This window comes from Shouchella sp. JSM 1781072, assembly GCF_041949915.1.
Lineage (GTDB): Bacteria > Bacillota > Bacilli > Bacillales > Bacillaceae_D > Shouchella.
This window is the reverse complement of sequence record NZ_JBHFQE010000001.1, coordinates 283,826-302,434: the sequence shown is the minus strand read 5'-3', so window position 1 is coordinate 302,434 and position 18,609 is coordinate 283,826. Positions and strand designations below refer to the sequence as shown.

16 protein-coding genes, 1 riboswitch and 1 other annotated feature are annotated in these 18,609 nt (G+C 41.8%); of the genes, 6 read left to right on the top strand and 10 right to left on the bottom strand.

Going from position 1 to position 18,609, the window contains the following annotated elements:
* Positions 1-23 precede the first annotated feature (23 nt).
* The 5 genes from rodA to ACE1TH_RS01580 all read right to left on the bottom strand — a co-directional run bounded on the left by rodA (position 24) and on the right by ACE1TH_RS01580 (position 5,557).
* On the bottom strand, positions 24-1,184 hold the full coding sequence (gene rodA, locus ACE1TH_RS01600; RefSeq protein ID WP_099301557.1) for a rod shape-determining protein RodA: 1,161 nt from the start codon (positions 1,182-1,184) through the stop codon (positions 24-26).
* Positions 1,185-1,204: 20 nt separating this feature from the next.
* Positions 1,205-2,341 (bottom strand): putative lipid II flippase FtsW, encoded by a 1,137-nt coding sequence (ftsW, locus tag ACE1TH_RS01595; protein ID WP_099301558.1) that lies wholly within the window; start codon positions 2,339-2,341, stop codon positions 1,205-1,207.
* Between the two features lie 174 nt (positions 2,342-2,515).
* Positions 2,516-4,129, bottom strand: a complete 1,614-nt coding sequence (locus tag ACE1TH_RS01590; protein WP_375078268.1) for a putative polysaccharide biosynthesis protein — start codon at positions 4,127-4,129, stop codon at positions 2,516-2,518.
* A 163-nt stretch (positions 4,130-4,292) separates the two neighbouring features.
* On the bottom strand, positions 4,293-5,159 hold the full coding sequence (locus tag ACE1TH_RS01585; protein ID WP_375078267.1) for an SMP-30/gluconolactonase/LRE family protein: 867 nt from the start codon (positions 5,157-5,159) through the stop codon (positions 4,293-4,295).
* Positions 5,156-5,557 carry a secondary thiamine-phosphate synthase enzyme YjbQ gene (locus ACE1TH_RS01580; RefSeq protein WP_255223649.1) on the bottom strand — a complete coding sequence of 134 codons (402 nt, stop codon included), beginning with the start codon at positions 5,555-5,557 and terminating at the stop codon, positions 5,156-5,158. The genes ACE1TH_RS01585 and ACE1TH_RS01580 overlap by 4 nt, the downstream gene beginning before the upstream one ends.
* A gap of 162 nt (positions 5,558-5,719) precedes the next feature.
* Between ACE1TH_RS01580 and ACE1TH_RS01575 the strand changes: the two genes are divergently transcribed.
* Entirely contained in the window at positions 5,720-5,854 is a 135-nt protein-coding gene (locus ACE1TH_RS01575) for a response regulator transcription factor (RefSeq protein ID WP_099301562.1), read from the top strand.
* Here the strand turns inward: ACE1TH_RS01575 and ACE1TH_RS01570 are convergent.
* Complete coding sequence (locus ACE1TH_RS01570) at positions 5,851-7,032, bottom strand: M20 metallopeptidase family protein (RefSeq protein ID WP_375078785.1); 1,182 nt, start codon at positions 7,030-7,032, stop codon at positions 5,851-5,853. The two genes, ACE1TH_RS01575 and ACE1TH_RS01570, sit on opposite strands and share 4 nt — an antisense overlap.
* 134 nt (positions 7,033-7,166) lie before the next feature.
* On the opposite strand from ACE1TH_RS01570, the gene ACE1TH_RS01565 reads away from it, so the two are divergent.
* Positions 7,167-8,426, top strand: a complete 1,260-nt coding sequence (locus ACE1TH_RS01565) for a BaiN/RdsA family NAD(P)/FAD-dependent oxidoreductase (RefSeq protein WP_375078266.1) — start codon at positions 7,167-7,169, stop codon at positions 8,424-8,426.
* A gap of 33 nt (positions 8,427-8,459) precedes the next feature.
* On the opposite strand, the gene leuS is transcribed toward ACE1TH_RS01565, so the two are convergent.
* A complete protein-coding gene (gene leuS, locus ACE1TH_RS01560; RefSeq protein WP_255223651.1) occupies positions 8,460-10,874 on the bottom strand; it encodes a leucine--tRNA ligase in 2,415 nt (804 codons plus the stop codon).
* 53 nt (positions 10,875-10,927) lie between these two features.
* Positions 10,928-11,145 (bottom strand) — a binding site (T-box leader).
* A gap of 73 nt (positions 11,146-11,218) precedes the next feature.
* The gene (locus ACE1TH_RS01555) at positions 11,219-12,418 is read right to left on the bottom strand and encodes an MDR family MFS transporter (RefSeq protein ID WP_099301565.1); all 1,200 of its coding nucleotides are present in this window, start codon (positions 12,416-12,418) and stop codon (positions 11,219-11,221) included.
* Between the two features lie 154 nt (positions 12,419-12,572).
* Here ACE1TH_RS01555 and mnmL point away from each other — a divergent pair, with 154 nt between their 5' ends.
* Genes mnmL through ACE1TH_RS01540 form a run of 3 tightly spaced genes read left to right on the top strand, consistent with a single transcriptional unit; the run spans position 12,573 to position 14,678 of the window.
* Positions 12,573-13,526 carry a tRNA modification radical SAM protein MnmL/YtqA gene (gene mnmL, locus ACE1TH_RS01550; protein ID WP_255225385.1) on the top strand — a complete coding sequence of 318 codons (954 nt, stop codon included), beginning with the start codon at positions 12,573-12,575 and terminating at the stop codon, positions 13,524-13,526.
* A complete protein-coding gene (gene mnmM, locus ACE1TH_RS01545; RefSeq protein WP_099301566.1) occupies positions 13,523-14,092 on the top strand; it encodes a tRNA 5-(aminomethyl)-2-thiouridylate-methyltransferase MnmM in 570 nt (189 codons plus the stop codon). Before mnmL ends, mnmM begins: the two co-directional genes overlap by 4 nt.
* A gap of 19 nt (positions 14,093-14,111) precedes the next feature.
* Complete coding sequence (locus tag ACE1TH_RS01540; protein WP_099301567.1) at positions 14,112-14,678, top strand: beta-class carbonic anhydrase; 567 nt, start codon at positions 14,112-14,114, stop codon at positions 14,676-14,678.
* A 221-nt stretch (positions 14,679-14,899) separates the two neighbouring features.
* Here the strand turns inward: ACE1TH_RS01540 and ACE1TH_RS01535 are convergent, their stop codons facing one another.
* Positions 14,900-15,682 carry an alpha/beta hydrolase gene (locus ACE1TH_RS01535; protein WP_099301568.1) on the bottom strand — a complete coding sequence of 261 codons (783 nt, stop codon included), beginning with the start codon at positions 15,680-15,682 and terminating at the stop codon, positions 14,900-14,902.
* Positions 15,683-15,771: 89 nt separating this feature from the next.
* Between ACE1TH_RS01535 and ACE1TH_RS01530 the strand changes: the two genes are divergently transcribed.
* The gene (locus ACE1TH_RS01530; protein WP_099301569.1) at positions 15,772-16,284 is read left to right on the top strand and encodes a gamma carbonic anhydrase; all 513 of its coding nucleotides are present in this window, start codon (positions 15,772-15,774) and stop codon (positions 16,282-16,284) included.
* Positions 16,285-16,452: 168 nt separating this feature from the next.
* Here the strand turns inward: ACE1TH_RS01530 and metK are convergent, their stop codons facing one another.
* A complete protein-coding gene (metK, locus tag ACE1TH_RS01525) occupies positions 16,453-17,652 on the bottom strand; it encodes a methionine adenosyltransferase (RefSeq protein ID WP_099301570.1) in 1,200 nt (399 codons plus the stop codon).
* A gap of 222 nt (positions 17,653-17,874) precedes the next feature.
* Positions 17,875-17,980: riboswitch (SAM riboswitch) on the bottom strand.
* Positions 17,981-18,609 lie beyond the last annotated feature (629 nt).

Genomic DNA, 18,609 nt, shown 5'->3' with positions numbered 1-18,609 from the left:
AGCTGAAGGAGGTTCCCCTATCTTCAGCTATACGCTTCTTTGCTTTTAAACATATATTCTCTCGTTCTGTAGTGGACGTTTAGTACGATCCCTACCGCTAGCATATTTGTTAATAAGGCACTACCTCCATAGCTTATAAACGGAAGCGCAAGACCTGTAATCGGCATTAAGCCAATGGTCATGGCGATATTTTGAAACACTTGAAACACAAGCAGACCAATAACGCCTGATACAAGGTACGTGCCAAATAAGTTATTGCATGTTAAAGCAATCATAATCATGCGATAAAACAATAAGAAATAAACAACGAGCAACACCATCGCTCCGAGAAAGCCAAACTCTTCCCCAATAACAGTGAAAATAAAGTCTGTGTGTATTTCAGGAATCGCATCACCTTGTGTTTGTAAGCCTTCCATAAACCCACTACCAAACAACTGTCCAGAACCGATGCCAAGGATGGCTTGGTTTAATTGATAACCAATCCCACTTGTATCCTCATCCGGCGTTAGCCAGCCATAAATTCTTGATAGTTGGTGAGGTTCAATTAAGTATTCGCTAAAAAACTCAAAGTGAGCTTGATGCATATACACCATGAATGCCAAGAAGGCGACCACGATCCCCACTAAGGAGAACAAAATTTTCCAGCGAATCCCTGACATTAAGACCATCGTTGCAATAACCGCCGCTACCACTAACGCTGTTCCTAAATCTGGTTGTTTTAAAATAAGGAAAAACGGTGGAACACTCACAGCAAGCACTTTAGCCAACAAAATAAAATCTGCTTTTACAGTAAAATCACTTCGCTCGCTCGTTAAACGATAAAGCAAATGGGCTAACGCCAAAATGAGGAAAATCTTCATGAATTCAGACGGCTGAATGCCAAAAATCCACCGCTGCGCCCCATTTCTTTCCGTCCCAAAAAATTCAACTGCTAATAACAGGATCATGCCGATACCGTATAACGGGATCGTTAAAAATTTAAAGTGATCAAAATCAACGAGCATAACCCCCGCAATAATTAAGGCGCCAATCCCGTACCAAATGACCTGTCTCACAACAAAGTATGTCGGATCTTCATTAAAGTATTGTCCAGCCCCACTATATATAGCGAGTAAGCTAATACACATTAATAAAAATACGAGGAACAAAAGTGTGTAATCAAGACCATGTTGTTTTCGTTCCATCTTAAGCCCCCAAACTCCAATTAAGCACTAAGTGATTCATCATTCTCTTGTTTACGCTTTTGTCGCTCATTGTTTTGATGGATATTTGCTAAAATCGCAATACTTAACAATGTAACGAGTAAAGACGTACCACCGTACGATACAAGCGGTAACGTGACACCGGTTATCGGCAACATACCCGAAATGGCACCTACGTTAAAAATAATTTGAATCGCAATTGAAAAGACAATCCCAAACGCAAGTAAACTCCCAAACGGACTTTTACATTTTGTCCCGATCGAAACCCCGCGGAAGAGAATAATGCCATAGCAAATGAACACAAGGGCTATACCTAAAAAGCCCAACTCTTCTGAGATGATGGTTAAAATAAAATCGGTATGCCCTTCAGGTAAATTTCGCAACTTCTGCATGCTCTCACCTAAACCTAATCCAGTGAATCCGCCGTTTGAAATCGCTAAATACCCGTGAATCAACTGATACCCACTTCCAGATAAATCTTCAAACGGATTCATAAACGACACTAATCGCTGTAATCGGTATGGTTCAAGCAAAGCCAACGCCGAAAAGACAACTCCGCCAACAATGACTAAACCAATTAAATGCCGCCATCTTGCACCAGAAATAATTACAAGTAGAATGGCTGTTAACATAATGGAAGTTGCTGTCCCTAAATCCGGCTGTAGCATGACGAGGCCAAACATGACACCGACTACAATTAACGGCGGCATGACACCATTTACAAAATCATCGATATACGCTTGTTTTCGAGAATACACATGTGCTAAATATATAATTAACCCTAATTTAACAAATTCAGATGGCTGTAATCCAATTGGGCCAAAACGAATCCACCGACTTGAACCAACTTCTTCACCCATTCCAATGACAAGCACTAAGACTAATAAAATAAAAGAAGCGAGAATGATAAGTGGTGTGATTTTCTGAAAATGTCTGTATTGAAAATGCATTAAAATAATAAACGCTACAGTTGATAAACCTAGCCACATTCCTTGCCTCGTTACATAATGGTATGGATTCTCACGAATATAGCCTTCTACATAACTAGCGCTATAGACCATTAATAAACCAAACAATGCCAACACTACGGTTGCACCAATTAAAAGCCAATCATTATCTTTACGAAAGGAATAATTCATTCGTCCTCCTAATTGACTTGTTTAAAATGTTCAAGTCTCTTACTCTCATAAAACTGGCTTCATTATACCAAAGCTTGTCCGCAGGAAAAAGAGGCTTTTCGGTGAAACAAATGTCGAAAATCATCTACATTATGGGAAAGCTGTGGGAAAAAAAGAGACACGTTCATAGCGTCTCTATCTAAGCTTAAATTTATCCCCTAATACTTTTCCTGCTAAATGGGAGCGAACCCCTAAATAAAAGTAGACAATGACACCAGCACCTACACTTATAAAGAGCGGAACCGCTACGCCAATTCGACTTACATCGTCACCTAACCAGACGCGCATGCCTCCCCAAATGAGCCCTACAGCGATCATCATAGCTGTTGTAAATACCGCAATGAGGATCGTTCTTCTAAAGATAATCGTGTAATCAAACCCGGCATGACGACCAATTGCATAAATGTTTAACGCAAGCGCGACACCAAATCCGATATACGTTGTCCATATCGCACCATACGGACCAAACCAAACAATAAATAAATAAGTTAAACTTAGTTTTAATACTAAACCAATAATAAGGCTTAACACAGCATTTTTTTGACGATTCATCCCTTGTAAAATGGATCCAGTTACTGCATAAACCGCAAAAAGAATCGTAACAGGTGCATAGTATCGTAATGTTTCCACACCGAGAACAAAGCTTTCGTTCGCACCAAATAAGAAGTAATAAATCGGCTCTGCTAGCACAAACATGCCAAATGATGCTGGAATCGTAATAAATAAAATCACTTGATACGTTTGGGTTATATACGTTTGTAAGACTGTTTGATCACCAGAAACATACGCTCTTGTAATCGTTGGCACGAGCGTTATTGATAAAGCTGTCGCAAGCGCCATCGGAATTAACACAATCTTATGTGCCATGTTTGTTAGGACACCTATAAATTCCTTTCCTTGACTAAGACCTGCTGCGTTCATCGCACGCTCAATTGTATAGGCATCAATCATTTGAAAAAGCGGTATTGATAAACCGACAAAAGATAATGGAAGCGCATATGAAATGAGCTCTTTATACATTTTAGGCAACCGTTGACGACCTTCAACAGATTGTTTCGTCTCTTCCACTTTCTTTAAGATGTACGTTCGTTGACTTCGATAGTAATAAATCAAAACTGCTAGTCCACCAAGTGCTCCTAAAAATGCAGCAAATGTTGCAAAGCCAACTGCTAGCGGCATATTGCCACTACCAAAATTCATAATAAGAAAAGCGGCTATTAAGATAAAGGCAATACGAACAATCTGTTCCAGCACTTGCGAAACAGAAGTCGGAACCATTTGCTGAAACCCCTGCATATACCCTCTCATTAACGACATCACTGGAATAATAAGTAGCGCAAAGCTTACAAGTCGAATGACAAATACAACATCATCAAAGTGGTATTGATCGTTTTCACTCGGTGTATATCCGATATTGGCAAGCAATGGTGCGCTTAAAAATAAGATCAAAAACGCAACCAAGCCGGTTCCTAACATAAGCGGAATACCTGATTTAAATAAGCGATGAGCCGTATCATAATCGCCTAACGCATGATATTTTGAAACATATTTTGATAAAGCGACTGGTACGCCCATTGTAGCGACCGCAATCATAATACTGTATGGCTGATAGCCAAGTGTATAGAGTCCAAGTCCTTGTTCACCTACCAGTGGAGCAAAAGGTATAATATAAAGAAATCCAATCATTTTAGATATAAGCGTTGCAAGGGTTAACACTTTTGTTCCTTGCATTAATTTTGAACCAGCCATGACTTCCCCCGTTCAACCAAAAAAAGACTTCTTTCGCATTTTAGCATAGTTTGACATCCATTGCCTTAACTATCCAAGCCGACAAAAAGTATTCAATAATTCTCCACAAAAAAAAGCTAGTTTAACGACATATTTAATTGTCGATAAACTAGCCTGTCCGTATTTAGTCATAGCTTTTGTATGAGTGGGAACGCACACCTTTAACATTTACTTTAGCGGTAAACAATCCACCGCTGTCTGCTTCATTTTCTTTCGCTGCTGTTGTAATAAATAAGGTCTGATAATCTTCGCCACCAAACGTGCACGATGTTGTATGAGAAGCCGGTACTGTAACGGTTTCGATCACTTCACCGGTTGTCGGCTTAACTCTAATAACAGCTCCTGCTCCCCATAAAGCAACCCAAAGCATCCCTTCTTTATCAATTGTCATGCCATCTGGGCTTCCTCCATAATCGCTATAAGTGATGGGAACCGCTCCAACTGCCGTTATATTTCTCGTATCCCCAGCTTCATACCGATAAATGGTGGTTGTGCTTGAGGTTGTTTCATTATGGTAAAACAGATGCTTCGACTCATCCCAAGCCATGCCATTTGAGATCGTTAAGTCTTTTACTTCCTCATGGATGGTTCCGTCCTCATCAAGTAGATATAACATGCCGATGTTATCTTTGCCATTAAACGCCATCGTCCCTGCCCATAAGCGACCTTGCGGGTCACATTTGGCATCATTGAAACGAACCGCTTCCCCTCCATCAGGCAAGAGAAAAAGAGGCGTTAAACGATCTCCAACGTACCGATATAGTCCATCCCGCATAGCGAGCACAAAACCACCATGGTCCGTTTTCACAACTGCTGTTACATGCTGCGCAAAAGGTAACGTGTCCAAATTTTCGCGGACTGGGTCATAACTGTGTAGCTTGTAACCATCAATGTCCACCCAGAGCAAACGTTGCTCGTGCTCATCCCAAAAAGGACCTTCTCCTAACAAGGCTCTACCGTCCCAAACTTTTTTCGCTTCAATCGTTTTCATCCTTCGACTCCTTTTACCGCAAATGAACGATTGCGACGCGGTCCATCAAATTCACAAAAATAAATCCCTTGCCATGTTCCTAACACAAGGTCACCCTCATTTATTAAAATGGTTTGAGATGGACCTACAGTGGACGTTTTTAAATGAGCGGCTGTATTCCCTTCCATATGTAAATCGCTCTCTTGATGCCACGGATACACTTCATCTAATCGTCTTAAAAAATCTGTTACCACATCAGGATCTGCATTTTCGTTCACTGTAATACCCGCCGTCGTATGGAGGGATTGGACGATGACAAATCCATTCTGAATTCCCTGATCTTTTATTTCGGATCTCACCTTTTCGGTAATATCAATCATTGCACTGTGCGCATTTGTATTGATCATGTACGTTTTCATCTTTTTATCGCCCCTTTCTCTCTGCCATACCCGTGTACAAACTGAAACTAACCTTTCTTCGTGACATTTGTCATTGGAAATGATACGCCTCACCGTCCTTAGTATTCGGCGCAATCAATGACAAAAATTCGCTTAAGCTGTTAACACAAGCTCGTCGCAACAATGAAAGAAATTGCAAAAGAGATGCACCTCTCTCCAGGAACGAGTCGCAATCAACTTTCGCACGTAATGACGAAAATTGATTGTAAGAACCGAATGGAAGCTGTGCATCTCGCAATGACTAAAGGCTGGATTTAACGTTTCACGAGATAATGATTTGCTAGTGCAAGAAACAATGACGTAATGTTTCTAAGCGCTCGCTCATCAAAATCAAATCGAGGATGGTGATGAGGGAATTGGGTATATTCATCCTCCGTTCGCCCGCCTACATGGAAAAAGGCGCCTGGTTTTTCTGTTAAATAATAGGCAAAATCTTCTCCACCTAAAATAGGAGGAGCCATAATTACACTAGTTTCACCTAATGTTTCAGTAGCTAATTGACGGACAATCTTGCTTTCTTCTTCACTATTTACAAGGGTTGGATAGCCGTTCAAATAATCGATTTCAGTGGAGACATGAGCGCTTTGCTCTTTTCCACTCACAATCGATCGCATTTCCTTTTCCACTTTTTGTCGAGCATCAGAATCAAATGTACGAACAGTACCTTCAATCGTTGCCGTATCCGCTATCACGTTAAAAGCGGTGCCTGCTTGAAACACGCCAACCGTCACAACTGCTGGTGCCATTGGATCAATTCTCCGACTTACAATCGTTTGCAGTTCATTTACAAGCTGACTTCCGACCACAATGGAATCAAGGGTTGTATGTGGCTGCGCACCGTGTCCCCCTTTTCCTTGGATATGGATTTTAAATTTATCGACGGCAGCCATAACTGCACCAGGCGTACAGCTCATGTTGCCTAAAGGAAGATGGCTTGAAACATGGGCACCAAAAATCGCATCGACCCCGTCCAAGCAACCATCCGCTACCATTTCTCTTGCGCCACCAGGAGGCAACTCTTCTGCATGTTGAAAAATGAGCACAATCGTCCCGGCTAGTTGATCAACCTGCTCTTTCATAATCGCAGCGAAACCGAGTAACGCGGCGGTATGTCCATCGTGGCCACATGCGTGCATTTTTCCAGGTACTTTAGAGGCATAAGCCACTTCATTTTCTTCTTCAATCGGTAAGGCGTCAAAATCAGCGCGGAAGGCAATCGTCTTTCCTGGCTTCGCCCCTTTTATTCTTGCTACAATACCACGGCCGCCTACACCAGTCGTGATATCTGAAATGCCTAATTTTCTTAACTGTTTTTCGATATAAAGTGGCGTTTCTACTTCTTCAAACGATAATTCTGGATGTTCGTGTAAATGTCTTCGCCACATAACCATTTGTTCAAATACGTGCGTAACTTTTTCTTTCGCCTCCAACAACATATCCATCACCCTTTCTCTCTTCTTCTTTCACTTTCGCTCTTTTTCAACGATTTCCTGCAATGTTTTCATGCTTTTGTTTTTCGTCAGAATGTGTACAATAGAAAGATACTGTTTAAACGATAGGTGGAAAAAAGATGTACGATGTCATCATTATTGGTGGAGGTCCCTCCGGTTTAATGGCAGCTGTTGCGGCTGCTGAAAACGGAGCAAAAGTCCTTTTACTCGATAAAGGGAATAAATTAGGTCGAAAACTAGCCATTTCTGGTGGAGGACGCTGCAACGTCACCAACCGAATGGAACGGAAACAATTAATTGAGCACATCCCGGGAAACGGACGCTTCATGCATAGTCCTTTTTCGGTTTTTGATAATGAAAACATTATTACTTTCTTTGAAAACTTAGGGATTCAATTAAAGGAAGAAGATCGAGGACGCATGTTCCCTGTTAGCGATAAAGCTCAAACGGTTGTCGATACACTGCTCAATCGCATTCGTGCCTTAAACGTAGATATTCGTACGAACACCGAAGTAAGCGATATGCATTTTTCGGAAGAAGGTCCACATTCTGTTTTGTTGAAAGATGGAACAACGATTGCCACTAAAGCGATTATTATTGCGACTGGTGGAAAATCTGTCCCTCACACAGGAAGTAATGGAAGTGGGTATCCGTGGGCAGAAAAAGCAGGTCACACGATTACAGAGCTTTATCCAACCGAAGTTCCAATCACAATCGATCAACCATTTATCGCAAACAAAGACCTACAAGGACTATCACTACGGGAAATTGAACTAACGGTTACAGCGCCAAACGGCAAAAAAATCAAAACCCATGAAGGCGATATGATTTTCACACATTTTGGCATCTCAGGCCCCGCAGCCCTTCGTTGTAGCCAATATGTCGTCAAAGCATTAAAGAAATACAACGCGCAGTGGATACCGATGAGCATTCAGCTTTTTCCTGGCTCTTCCCATGAAGACCTGTTTCAACAACTCGTCGCACTAATAAAAGCTGAGCCAAAAAAAGCATTAAAAACGGTCTTAAAGGGTTTTGCTCCTGAACGCTTGCTCACGTTTCTTTATAAGGATCTAGACATTAACGAGCAAGAAGTATGTGCCAATACGCCTCACGAAGCACTACGAAAACTTGCACAAACCTTAACCGCTTTTCCTTTAAAAGCAAACGGAACTCTATCAATTGAAAAAGCATTTGTTACAGGTGGCGGCGTAAGCGTGAAAGAAATTGAGCCAAAAACGATGCAGTCTCGGAAAACAAAAGGGCTTTATTTCTGTGGGGAAGTACTTGATATCCATGGCTATACTGGTGGATATAACATTACATGTGCCTTTTCTACTGGCTATACAGCTGGTTCTGGAGCGGCATTGAATAGCAAATAAAAAGCAGAGTGCCATGAGCACCCTGCTTTTTCGTTATCCAACAACGATGTTCACAAGTTTTCCAGGAACAGCGATAATCTTACGGATCGCTTTGTCGCCAATGGCTTCTTGAACTTTTGCATCTGCTTTGGCAGCTGCTTCGAGTTCGTCTTTCGAAGCGGTTTTTGCTACAACCAATTTGGCTTTTACTTTGCCGTTAATTTGAACAACGACTTCGATTTCATTTTCAACTAATAGGGACTCATCGTACATCGGCCACTCCGCATAAGCAATCGATTCACTATGACCAAGCTTTTGCCAAATTTCTTCAGCAATATGTGGCGCAATCGGAGAAAGCAACTTCACGAAGCCTTCTGCCAATTTTTTAGGCAAAATATCTTGTTTATTTGCTTCGTTAACGAATACCATTAGCTGTGAAATACCGGTATTGAAGCGAATTTCAGTAAAGTCTTCTGTTACCTTTTTCACCGTTTGATGATACGTACGTGTCAGCACATCTGTTGCCTCTGCATCTTGCACTTTATCGTTTAATTGCCCCGTTTCTTCGTTTACAATGAGTCGCCATACACGCTCTAGGAAACGTCTTGAACCATCAAGTCCATTCGTCGACCAAGCAATCGATGCATCAAGTGGCCCCATAAACATTTCATAGAGGCGAAGTGTATCAGCACCGTGAGTCGCAAGGATATCGTCTGGATTGACTACATTTCCTTTTGACTTACTCATCTTCTCATTGTTGTCTCCAAGAATCATCCCTTGGTTAAACAATTTTTGGAACGGCTCTTTTGTTGGGACAACGCCAATATCGTATAAGAACTTGTGCCAGAATCGTGCATAAAGAAGATGGAGAACCGCATGTTCAACGCCACCGATATAAATATCAACTGGCAACCATGCCTTCGCTTTTTCTGGATCCACAAGCACGTCTTCATTGGTTGGATCGATGTAGCGCAAGTAGTACCAACAGCTACCTGCCCACTGCGGCATCGTGTTTGTCTCACGACGGCCTTTCATACCTGTTTTAGGATCTGTTACTTCAAGCCACTCTGTTGCGTTAGCAAGCGGTGATTCCCCTGTACCAGAAGGTTTGATCTCATCAAGTTCTGGCAACATGAGCGGTAGCTCACTTTCAGCCACTGTCGACATCGATCCATCTTCCCAATGAATCACTGGAATCGGTTCGCCCCAATAACGCTGTCTGCTAAATAACCAGTCGCGCAGGCGATACGTAATTTTTTTCGATCCAGAGCCATTCTCTTCAAGCCACGCTATCATTTTTGTGATTGCCTCTTCTTTATGAAGCCCGTTTAAGAAATCAGAATGTACATGTTCGCCATCCCCAGTGTAGGCTTCTTGAGACAAGTCTCCACCAGCAACCACTTCTTTAATCGGAAGTTCAAACGTTTGTGCAAATTCATAGTCACGCTCATCATGACCAGGAACCGCCATTACCGCGCCAGTACCATAGCTGATCAACACATAATCTGCCACCCAGACCGGAATTTTTTCCCCATTAACTGGATTAATTGCATAGGCACCTGTAAAAGCGCCAGTCTTTTCTTTCGCAAGGTCCGTACGTTCTAGGTCACTTTTTAACGAGACTTGTTTCTTATATGTTTCAACCGTTTCTTTCTGCTCGCTTGTTGTGATTTGATCCACAAGTTTATGCTCAGGAGCAAGAACCATGTACGTTGCGCCAAACAATGTGTCAGGGCGAGTCGTAAACACCCGTACCTCTTCACCGTTAATGTCGAACGTTACTTCTGCACCTTCCGATTTGCCAATCCAGTTGCGCTGCATGTCTTTCAAACTTTCAGGCCAGTCAAGTTCTTCTAAATCATCAAGCAAACGATCTGCATATTCCGTGATCCGTAGGACCCACTGCTTCATCGGACGACGCTCGACTGGGTGACCTCCACGTTCTGACACCCCATCAACAATCTCTTCATTTGCAAGCACAGTCCCAAGTGCTGGACACCAGTTCACAGCGACTTCGTCCACATAAGCAAGGCCTTTTTCATATAGTTTTATGAAAATCCACTGGGTCCACTTATAGTAGTCTGGATCTGTTGTACTAATTTCACGATCCCAATCATAAGAGAATCCTAGTTCTTTGATTTGACGCTTAAAGGTTTCAATGTTTTCCTTTGTAAAAATCGCAGGATGATTTCCTGTATCGAGCGCGTATTGCTCTGCTGGTAAGCCAAACGCATCCCAGCCCATTGGGTGTAACACATTGTACCCTTGCATTCGCTTCATACGAGCAAGAATATCCGTTGCGGTATAGCCTTCTGGATGCCCTACATGCAAGCCAGATCCTGATGGGTATGGAAACATGTCAAGCGCATAGAAGTTTGGTTTATTCTGATCTTCTGTTGTTTTGAACGTTTTATTGTCTTGCCAAAACGTTCGCCATTTCTTTTCAATTTGTTGATGTGAAAATGACATTGATCTTCCTCCTTTTTCCAATCCGATAAAACACAAAAAGCCCTCATCCCTATAAAAGGGACGAGAGCTGTTAGATCCCGCGGTACCACCCAGTTTATTAAGCACTTATTGCTTAATCACTTACACATAACGGTGTGTGCCGTTAAGAACTACTTTACGTTCATTCTTAATCACTAAAAGGCGAGTTCGCTACGCTATCTGACTGACTTGCACCAACCGTCAGCTCTCTTCTGTCCAAGCGTTCACTACTACTCCTTTATGGTTGTGTTATCATTATCGATTATTATCGTCATTGTATGCAAAGTTATGTCCAATGTCAAGCAGACATATACCTATTTTTCCTATTATGAAGCGGATTGCTGCGCTTTTTCTTCTTTTTGCAGAGGTCGATCATAAATACGAACAAGAGGAATTGATACTAGCAAGAGTCCACTTATAAGTAAAAATAACCATTCAATTGAATAAAAATCAACGATTAAACCGCCCAACAATGGCCCAATCATTCTTCCTCCTGTTGAAATGCTGTTTACAATCCCTTGATAAGCCCCTTCTCTCCCTTTAGGAGCAAGTTGATTCGCAATCGTAGGCACTGCTGGCCAGACAAACATTTCACCAATGGTTAAGATGAGCATGGCAATGAGAAACATCGTAAAGACACTCGCTTGTGTTAACACTAAATAGGACAAGGCAAAAATAATGATGCCAGCTGTCATCTGCCCTTTGATGGATAAGTGGAACTTTCGTATAATCAAGGCGATCAGAGGTTGTGCAAACACGATCATAAGCCCATTAATGGTCCAAAGTAAACTATAAAGAGGAAGCGCAATGCCTAAGTCTTGAATATGGACGGATACATTCGCTTGCCACTGAGTATAGCCAATCCATGAGATGAGAAACGCTCCACAAATCAAAAAAAGTGCATGTAAACGATACTGCTTTTTAAACGGAACTTTTTTTGAAACCTGTAGCGTAGCATCCGCGGTTCGACCAAGTTGTCCATCCCATTTGCGAAAGAAAAAAGCAATAAATCCGAGCATGAAGACATGGACGCCTGCATTGGCGATAAACACATCGGTTAAACGGACAAGCGTCACCACACCAATTAATGCGGTCCCGAGGGAAACCCCGACATTTTGCGCGACATAAATCGCATTAAACGGTCGTCTGCCTCCTTCTGGCCACAGGCTTCCAGCTAATGCATACATGGACGGTGCCATCATCCCCGAACCAAAGCCCATGCACGCTAAAAATAATCCGTAAAGTACATACGTTTCAAAAAAGAAAGCAAGCAAGATTGCTGCACTTGCAGACGTCGTTGCGCCAATTAAAATCGTTCGATAGGCGCCTAATTTATCAAATAAACGTCCACCGATTAAACTCCCAACCACACCAGCGCCTGCATTAATCATTAATACAAACCCTGAAGCCGTTAACGTTTGCCCAAGAATTTGCGTCATAATGACGGCATTAAGCGGCCATAGAAACGAAGCACCGGTGATATTAATCGCTGTCGCAATAATAAGAATCCAAATGGATTTAGGCATAAACCCGCCTCCTTTATCATGTCAAAACCCTCATCAGTTTAGAAGAAATTCAAGAATTTAGCAACAACTTTCCGTTGACACCATTTAAGAGGAAGACTTCTAATGGAAGAGATGATACACTAAGCTTATTCTTTAAAAGGCAACGGTGATTGAAATGGTACAGGATATAAAACCAACGAACCTTAATGGGAAATTTTATTATACGTGGAATGACCATCTGAAAGATTATTTCGGTTCAAAAGTAATGAAAATATCGCTAGACGCAGGCTTTGATTGCCCAAATCGTGATGGAAATGTTGCGTATGGAGGCTGCACATTTTGTAGCCAACGAGGGTCAGGAGACTTTGCCGGTGACCGAAAAGATGATTTAGTTACGCAATTCCACATGCAAAAAGATAAAATGGCTCGTAAATGGAAAACCGATAAATATATCGGCTATTTTCAAGCTTACTCGAATACATATGCGCCAGTTGAAACGCTTCGAAGTTATTTTGAAACGATTTTAGCGCAAGAAGGGGTTGTCGGCTTATCCATTGCGACAAGACCTGATTGTTTACCTGATGACGTTGTTGACTACTTAGCTGAATTGAACGAGCGTACATACCTATGGGTAGAATTAGGGTTACAAACGGTACACGAAAAAACCGCACAGATCATTAACCGCGCGCATGATTATGAATGTTATCAACAGGGCGTTGCAAAGCTACGAGCGAAAGGTATTCGCGTATGCGCTCATATTATTAACGGACTACCTCTTGAAACAGAAGAGATGATGCTTGAAACCGCAAAAGAAGTAGCCAAGCTCGATGTGCAAGGAATTAAAATTCATTTGCTTCACTTGCTGAAAAAAACACCAATGGTTAAACAATTTGAAAAGGGATACGTCGATTTTATGGATCAAGAGAGCTACACAAAACTTGTTGTCGATCAACTTGAAGTGTTGCCTCCGTCTATTACGGTTCATCGTTTAACAGGTGATGGTCCTGCAGATATTCTCATCGGACCGATGTGGAGCACAAATAAGTGGTCCGTTTTAAACGGCATTGAAGCAGAATTTCAAAAGCGAAATAGCTGGCAGGGAAAGTATTATAAAGGAGTTTCATCATGAATGTACAAGGAATTTTACCGTATGCGCGCACCTTGCTACAAGAAGTCATTCAATCTGGGGACACTGTGGTGGACGCAACGGCTGGAAATGGACATGACACACTCTTCTTAGCGGGTCTCGTCGGTGCAAACGGCAAAGTGATTAGCTGCGATATTCAAGAAGAAGCCATCTCTGCAACAAGAGCGAGAGTGAAAAGCGGAGAGATGGAAGGTCGTGTTGACCTCCATCACATCGGCCATGAACAGCTCAACCAGCTTCCTTCTTTTCAGACGGCACAGATTCGAGCGGCGATTTTTAATTTAGGCTATTTGCCAAGAGGGGATAAACGGATTACAACAACGGGAGACACAACGATCCAAGCGATTGAACAAATCTATTTGAAACTTCCAAAAGAGGGTCGCATTGTGCTCGTGATCTATCATGGACATCCTGAAGGAAAAATAGAAAAAGACGATGTGCTCCACTACGTTTCAAACTTGCCGCAAGAAGAGGCACATGTTGCTTCTTACCAATTTATCAATCAACGCAACAATCCACCATTTGTGGTTGTTATAGAAAAACGCTAAAGCAAAGGGGTATGAGTAAATGAGTAAACTAGATACCATTCTTGAATTTAATCAATCTTTTGTAGAAAACAAGAAATATGAACAATTCTCTGTCGGCAAGTTTCCACAAAAGAAAATTGTCATCCTGACGTGCATGGATACGCGTTTAACAGAGTTGTTGCATTCTGCGATGGATTTGCGAAATGGCGATGCCAAAATTGTTAAAAATGCGGGAGCGGTTATTTCTCATCCATTTGGAAGTATTATGCGTAGTATTTTAGTTGCCATTTACGAGCTTGGCGCAGAGGAAGTCTATGTTGTCGGGCATTACGGTTGCGGGATGACGGGGCTTTCTTCTGATAACGTTCTTCAAAAAGCGGAAGATCGTGGAATTAAAATGGACCACATCGACTCGTTACGCTACGCTGGCGTTGATATTGATACATTTTTAACCGGCTTTGAAGACGTAACAGATAGCGTAAAGCACAGCATTGATATGATTGTAAATCATCCACTACTGCCTAAAGATGTAACGGTTCACGGGCTTGTAATTAGTCCAGAAACAGGGAAACTTGATGTCGTTCAACGAGATCTTCAGCCAAACTAAAAAAACATCGTCGCTTTCATCAAAGCGACGATGTTTTTGTCTTTGGATCGATTCTTGTTTTGTCTTCGTTTTTCTCGTCGCTAAATCAGCCATTGCGTACACACCACGATTAAGTGCTGGATTTCGTTTTCCTTCACGCACACGTTTTTCACGGTGCTTCTTTGCTTTGGATTTACTCATTATGAATCACTCCTCTATCCCTATTTTAACATAGAAGAGCTTTATGGAATGAGCATGTTCACAAAGCTGACCGTATAGCGAAATACTTCTTCTTTTTCAGGTTCATTATAAAGCTCGTGGTACAAGCCGTTCCATTCTTTAAGCATCTTATGACTCACATCAAGATGATTAAACCACGTCAGTGCTGCTCGACTATCAACAACATAATCTTCGCCAGCTACCATTAATAAAATCGGGATATTCGGCATTTTTTCAGGATACCGTCGCGTTGTTAGCATCGCCTTGCTTAACTCGTGATACCAGCGCGCTGAAACCTTTGTCACACGTAAAGGGTCTTTTGTATACGCTTCTCGTACCAACTCACTCCTCGTTGTCAGCTCCGGTTTCAACCCAGACTGCATACTGAACGTTGGCGCCACATGGTTCAACACTTTTGCCGCAGCTTTTTTTGGCGGTGACACACGCATAGTTAACTGAAGGCATGGAGCAGAAAGGACGACTGCTTCAATAAATGAATTATCGCGTTCTATTAACGTTCTTATGGCAATTAAGCCACCCATACTATGGCCAACTAGTACAATCGGTAGTTGTTTGGAACGAGCTTGCTTGAGCCAGCGATCTACGGTTTTTATGTATTGTTTAAAGGAATCGATGTGCCCACGCTTCCCTCTTGATTCTCCTTGCCCTGGTAAATCTCCTATTAAGCAGTCAAAGCCGTGTAAGTTCCATTTCTCCACTAACCAATTGTAGCGACCACTGTGCTCACCAGCTCCATGAACGATAACCGCTACACCTCGTGCTTCTGGGACTTCAAAATAACGCACGACATCTCCTCCTTACCTAGCTATTTTTATATTCGTACGATAAAATTAGTATAGCTGATTTTAACCTGATTGGGAAAGGAGATGTTCGGATGATTTTACCATACTATGATAAAAAACCGGCTATAGATTCATCTGTTTATGTTGCAAGTAACGCTGTTATTTCTGGAGATGTGGAGATTGGGGAACAATCGAGCGTCTGGTTCCATACTGTCATTCGCGGTGATGTTGCACCGACTCGAATTGGGAAACGAGTCAATATTCAAGATCAGTCCATGCTTCATCAAAGCCCAAACCGTACCCTCGTCATTGAAGATGATGTGACCATTGGTCATCAAGTGATGTTACACAGTGCCATTATCCGTAAAAATGCGTTAATTGGCATGGGGTCCACCATTCTTGATGGAGCCGAAATTGGAGAAGGTGCTTTTATTGGTGCAGGAAGCCTTGTGCCTCCAGGAAAAACAATTCCTCCCCATACGCTTGCATTAGGGCGCCCAGCAAAAGTTGTGCGTGACTTAACAGATGCCGATGAAAAAGAAATGGAGCGCGTGCGCACCGAATATGTGGAGAGAGGTCAATACTACAAAAGCATTGACATGTAAATGACAACACAGAAGGTATGATGATAAAATCAAAGGAAAACGTGCATTCCCATGACAGCTCCTATTGTACCGGAACAAAAATTGTTGCTGATGGCGGCGTCACGATCGGAAATGCTTTATAAGATAAAAGAAGAGCCCGAATTTTTTCCAGGCTCTTCTTTTCTATATTTAAGCTTCTGCTTTTAATGCATCTGCTTTATCTGTTTTTTCCCAAGGAAGTTGAACATCTTCACGACCGAAATGACCGTAAGCAGCAGTTTGCTTATAAATCGGACGACGAAGGTCGAGCATTTTAATAATGCCAGCAGGACGAAGATCAAAGTGCTTTCTCACAAGTGTAACAAGGGTTTCTTCATCCGCTTTTCCAGTTCCAAAAGTATTAATCGAGATGGAAACAGGTTGAGCGACACCAATTGCATACGCAAGCTGAACTTCACAAGATTCTGCAAGACCAGCAGCGACTATGTTTTTCGCTACATAGCGAGCCGCATATGCACCTGAGCGGTCTACTTTTGTTGCATCTTTTCCTGAGAATGCGCCGCCACCGTGACGTGCGTAACCACCATACGTATCAACAATAATTTTTCTTCCTGTTAATCCAGCATCCCCTTGAGGACCGCCGATTACGAAACGACCAGTTGGATTAATAAAGAACTTTGTGTTTTTGTCCATTAGTTCAGCAGGTACAACAGCTTCAATCACGTGCTTCTTGATATCCGCTTGAATTTGCTCAAGCGTAATGTCAGGTGCATGCTGTGTTGAAATGACAACTGTATCGACACGAACAGGCTTATCGTTGTCATCATATTCAATTGTTACCTGCGTCTTACCGTCCGGACGTAAGTAGTCAAGCGTCTCGTTTTTACGTACTTCGCTTAAACGGAATGCTAGTTTATGACTTAATGAAATCGGAAGCGGCATAAGCTCCTTCGTTTCATTTGAAGCAAATCCAAACATTAGCCCTTGGTCACCTGCACCAATTGCTTCAATTTCTTCATCTGTCATTTGCCCTTCTCTTGCTTCTAATGCTTGGTCCACTCCTTGAGCGATATCGGCAGACTGCTCATCAATGGATGTAATAACTGCACAAGTCTCGGCATCAAAGCCGTACTTTGCTCGTGTATAGCCAATCCCTTTAATCGTTTCACGAACGACACTTGGAATATCTACATAGGTGCTTGTCGTAATCTCTCCGGCTACGAGTACCATTCCTGTTGTAACAGATGTTTCACACGCCACACGTGCATTCGGATCTCTCTTTAAAATCTCATCTAGAATCGCATCTGAAATTTGGTCACAAATTTTATCTGGATGACCTTCCGTAACCGATTCTGATGTGAATAAGTGCTTTCCTCTTTTTTCAGACATATTAATTCCTCCTATTCCATACTTTCGCTCGGAATGCATGTTGTATTCTAAAACGAACGATCAGAGCTGACTTTGGTAAGTAGGCTAAAGGCATCTTATGCCCACGGACACACAACCGTAACTTATCCGTATCATTTTTTATCTTCTCTTTATATGTTGTCACATACAAAATGAAAAAACTCTTTTCCACATGAGAAAAGAGCTGACTTGTTTATCGATCGCCTCTTATCTCCCAGAACATAATTGTTCTGCAGGTTAGCACCTTTTCACTAACGTGATGGTTGCTGGGTTTCAAAGGGCCTGTCCCTCCACCTTCTCTTGATAAAAGCGTGATGTTATCTGTTTTAAAAAGCAGTATAACTTTAACTTGTGACGATGAATGCTCGCCATCTTTTTCGAGCTATTTCTACAGCGAGTCTGTAAGAAATTTGTCGTTTTTTCAATGGATTTCGCAGGCACTGTCATAAGTTTGCGCTTTGTTCGTTTTCGCACATTAGCATAACATAATTTCTTCTACTTTGAAAGGATAAAGAAGAGTCTTTGCTTTATCTCTTTTAAGTAGAAATAAAATCGTGTATGATTGATCACTGAAAAAACATTAACTATTCAGAATTAGAGGTGTTTTATGTCTACTAAAACAAAAGCCATTCTATTAATCGTTTTTGGAGTTGCGTTTGGAACGCTCACTTATCTAAGCTTCATGTATCTATTTTTACCAAATATGCTTGGATGAAGTCACCAAAGGAGACACGGGGAGAGTCAAATGACAAGCGAAAGTTTTATGGTATGAATACAATAGCGATATGAGTGAAGTTTTACTCCGGCTATCCCTTCTCTAATTAACCTTATAAAAAACACATATACTGTGATTGCATTTTTTTCAAAACATCTTTCACTTTAGTATGGACTAATAAATATAATGTGTTATACTATTACCACGAACACCGACCATAAAGG

Bases quoted from the DNA above. Each gene is read 5' to 3' on its own strand.
- ftsW (WP_099301558.1), bottom strand. From the start codon at position 2,341: ATGAATTATTCCTTTCGTAAAGATAATGATTGGCTTTTAATTGGTGCA.
- leuS (WP_255223651.1), bottom strand. From the start codon at position 10,874: ATGTCATTTTCACATCAACAAATTGAAAAGAAATGGCGAACGTTTTGG.
- rodA (WP_099301557.1), bottom strand. From the start codon at position 1,184: ATGGAACGAAAACAACATGGTCTTGATTACACACTTTTGTTCCTCGTA.
- mnmM (WP_099301566.1), top strand. From the start codon at position 13,523: ATGAATGTACAAGGAATTTTACCGTATGCGCGCACCTTGCTACAAGAA.
- ACE1TH_RS01555 (WP_099301565.1), bottom strand. From the start codon at position 12,418: ATGCCTAAATCCATTTGGATTCTTATTATTGCGACAGCGATTAATATC.
- ACE1TH_RS01530 (WP_099301569.1), top strand. From the start codon at position 15,772: ATGATTTTACCATACTATGATAAAAAACCGGCTATAGATTCATCTGTT.
- ACE1TH_RS01540 (WP_099301567.1), top strand. From the start codon at position 14,112: ATGAGTAAACTAGATACCATTCTTGAATTTAATCAATCTTTTGTAGAA.
- ACE1TH_RS01590 (WP_375078268.1), bottom strand. From the start codon at position 4,129: ATGGCTGGTTCAAAATTAATGCAAGGAACAAAAGTGTTAACCCTTGCA.
- mnmL (WP_255225385.1), top strand. From the start codon at position 12,573: ATGGTACAGGATATAAAACCAACGAACCTTAATGGGAAATTTTATTAT.
- ACE1TH_RS01585 (WP_375078267.1), bottom strand. From the start codon at position 5,159: ATGAAAACGATTGAAGCGAAAAAAGTTTGGGACGGTAGAGCCTTGTTA.
- metK (WP_099301570.1), bottom strand. From the start codon at position 17,652: ATGTCTGAAAAAAGAGGAAAGCACTTATTCACATCAGAATCGGTTACG.
- ACE1TH_RS01565 (WP_375078266.1), top strand. From the start codon at position 7,167: ATGTACGATGTCATCATTATTGGTGGAGGTCCCTCCGGTTTAATGGCA.
- ACE1TH_RS01570 (WP_375078785.1), bottom strand. From the start codon at position 7,032: ATGTTGTTGGAGGCGAAAGAAAAAGTTACGCACGTATTTGAACAAATG.
- ACE1TH_RS01575 (WP_099301562.1), top strand. From the start codon at position 5,720: ATGAAAGAAATTGCAAAAGAGATGCACCTCTCTCCAGGAACGAGTCGC.
- ACE1TH_RS01580 (WP_255223649.1), bottom strand. From the start codon at position 5,557: ATGAAAACGTACATGATCAATACAAATGCGCACAGTGCAATGATTGAT.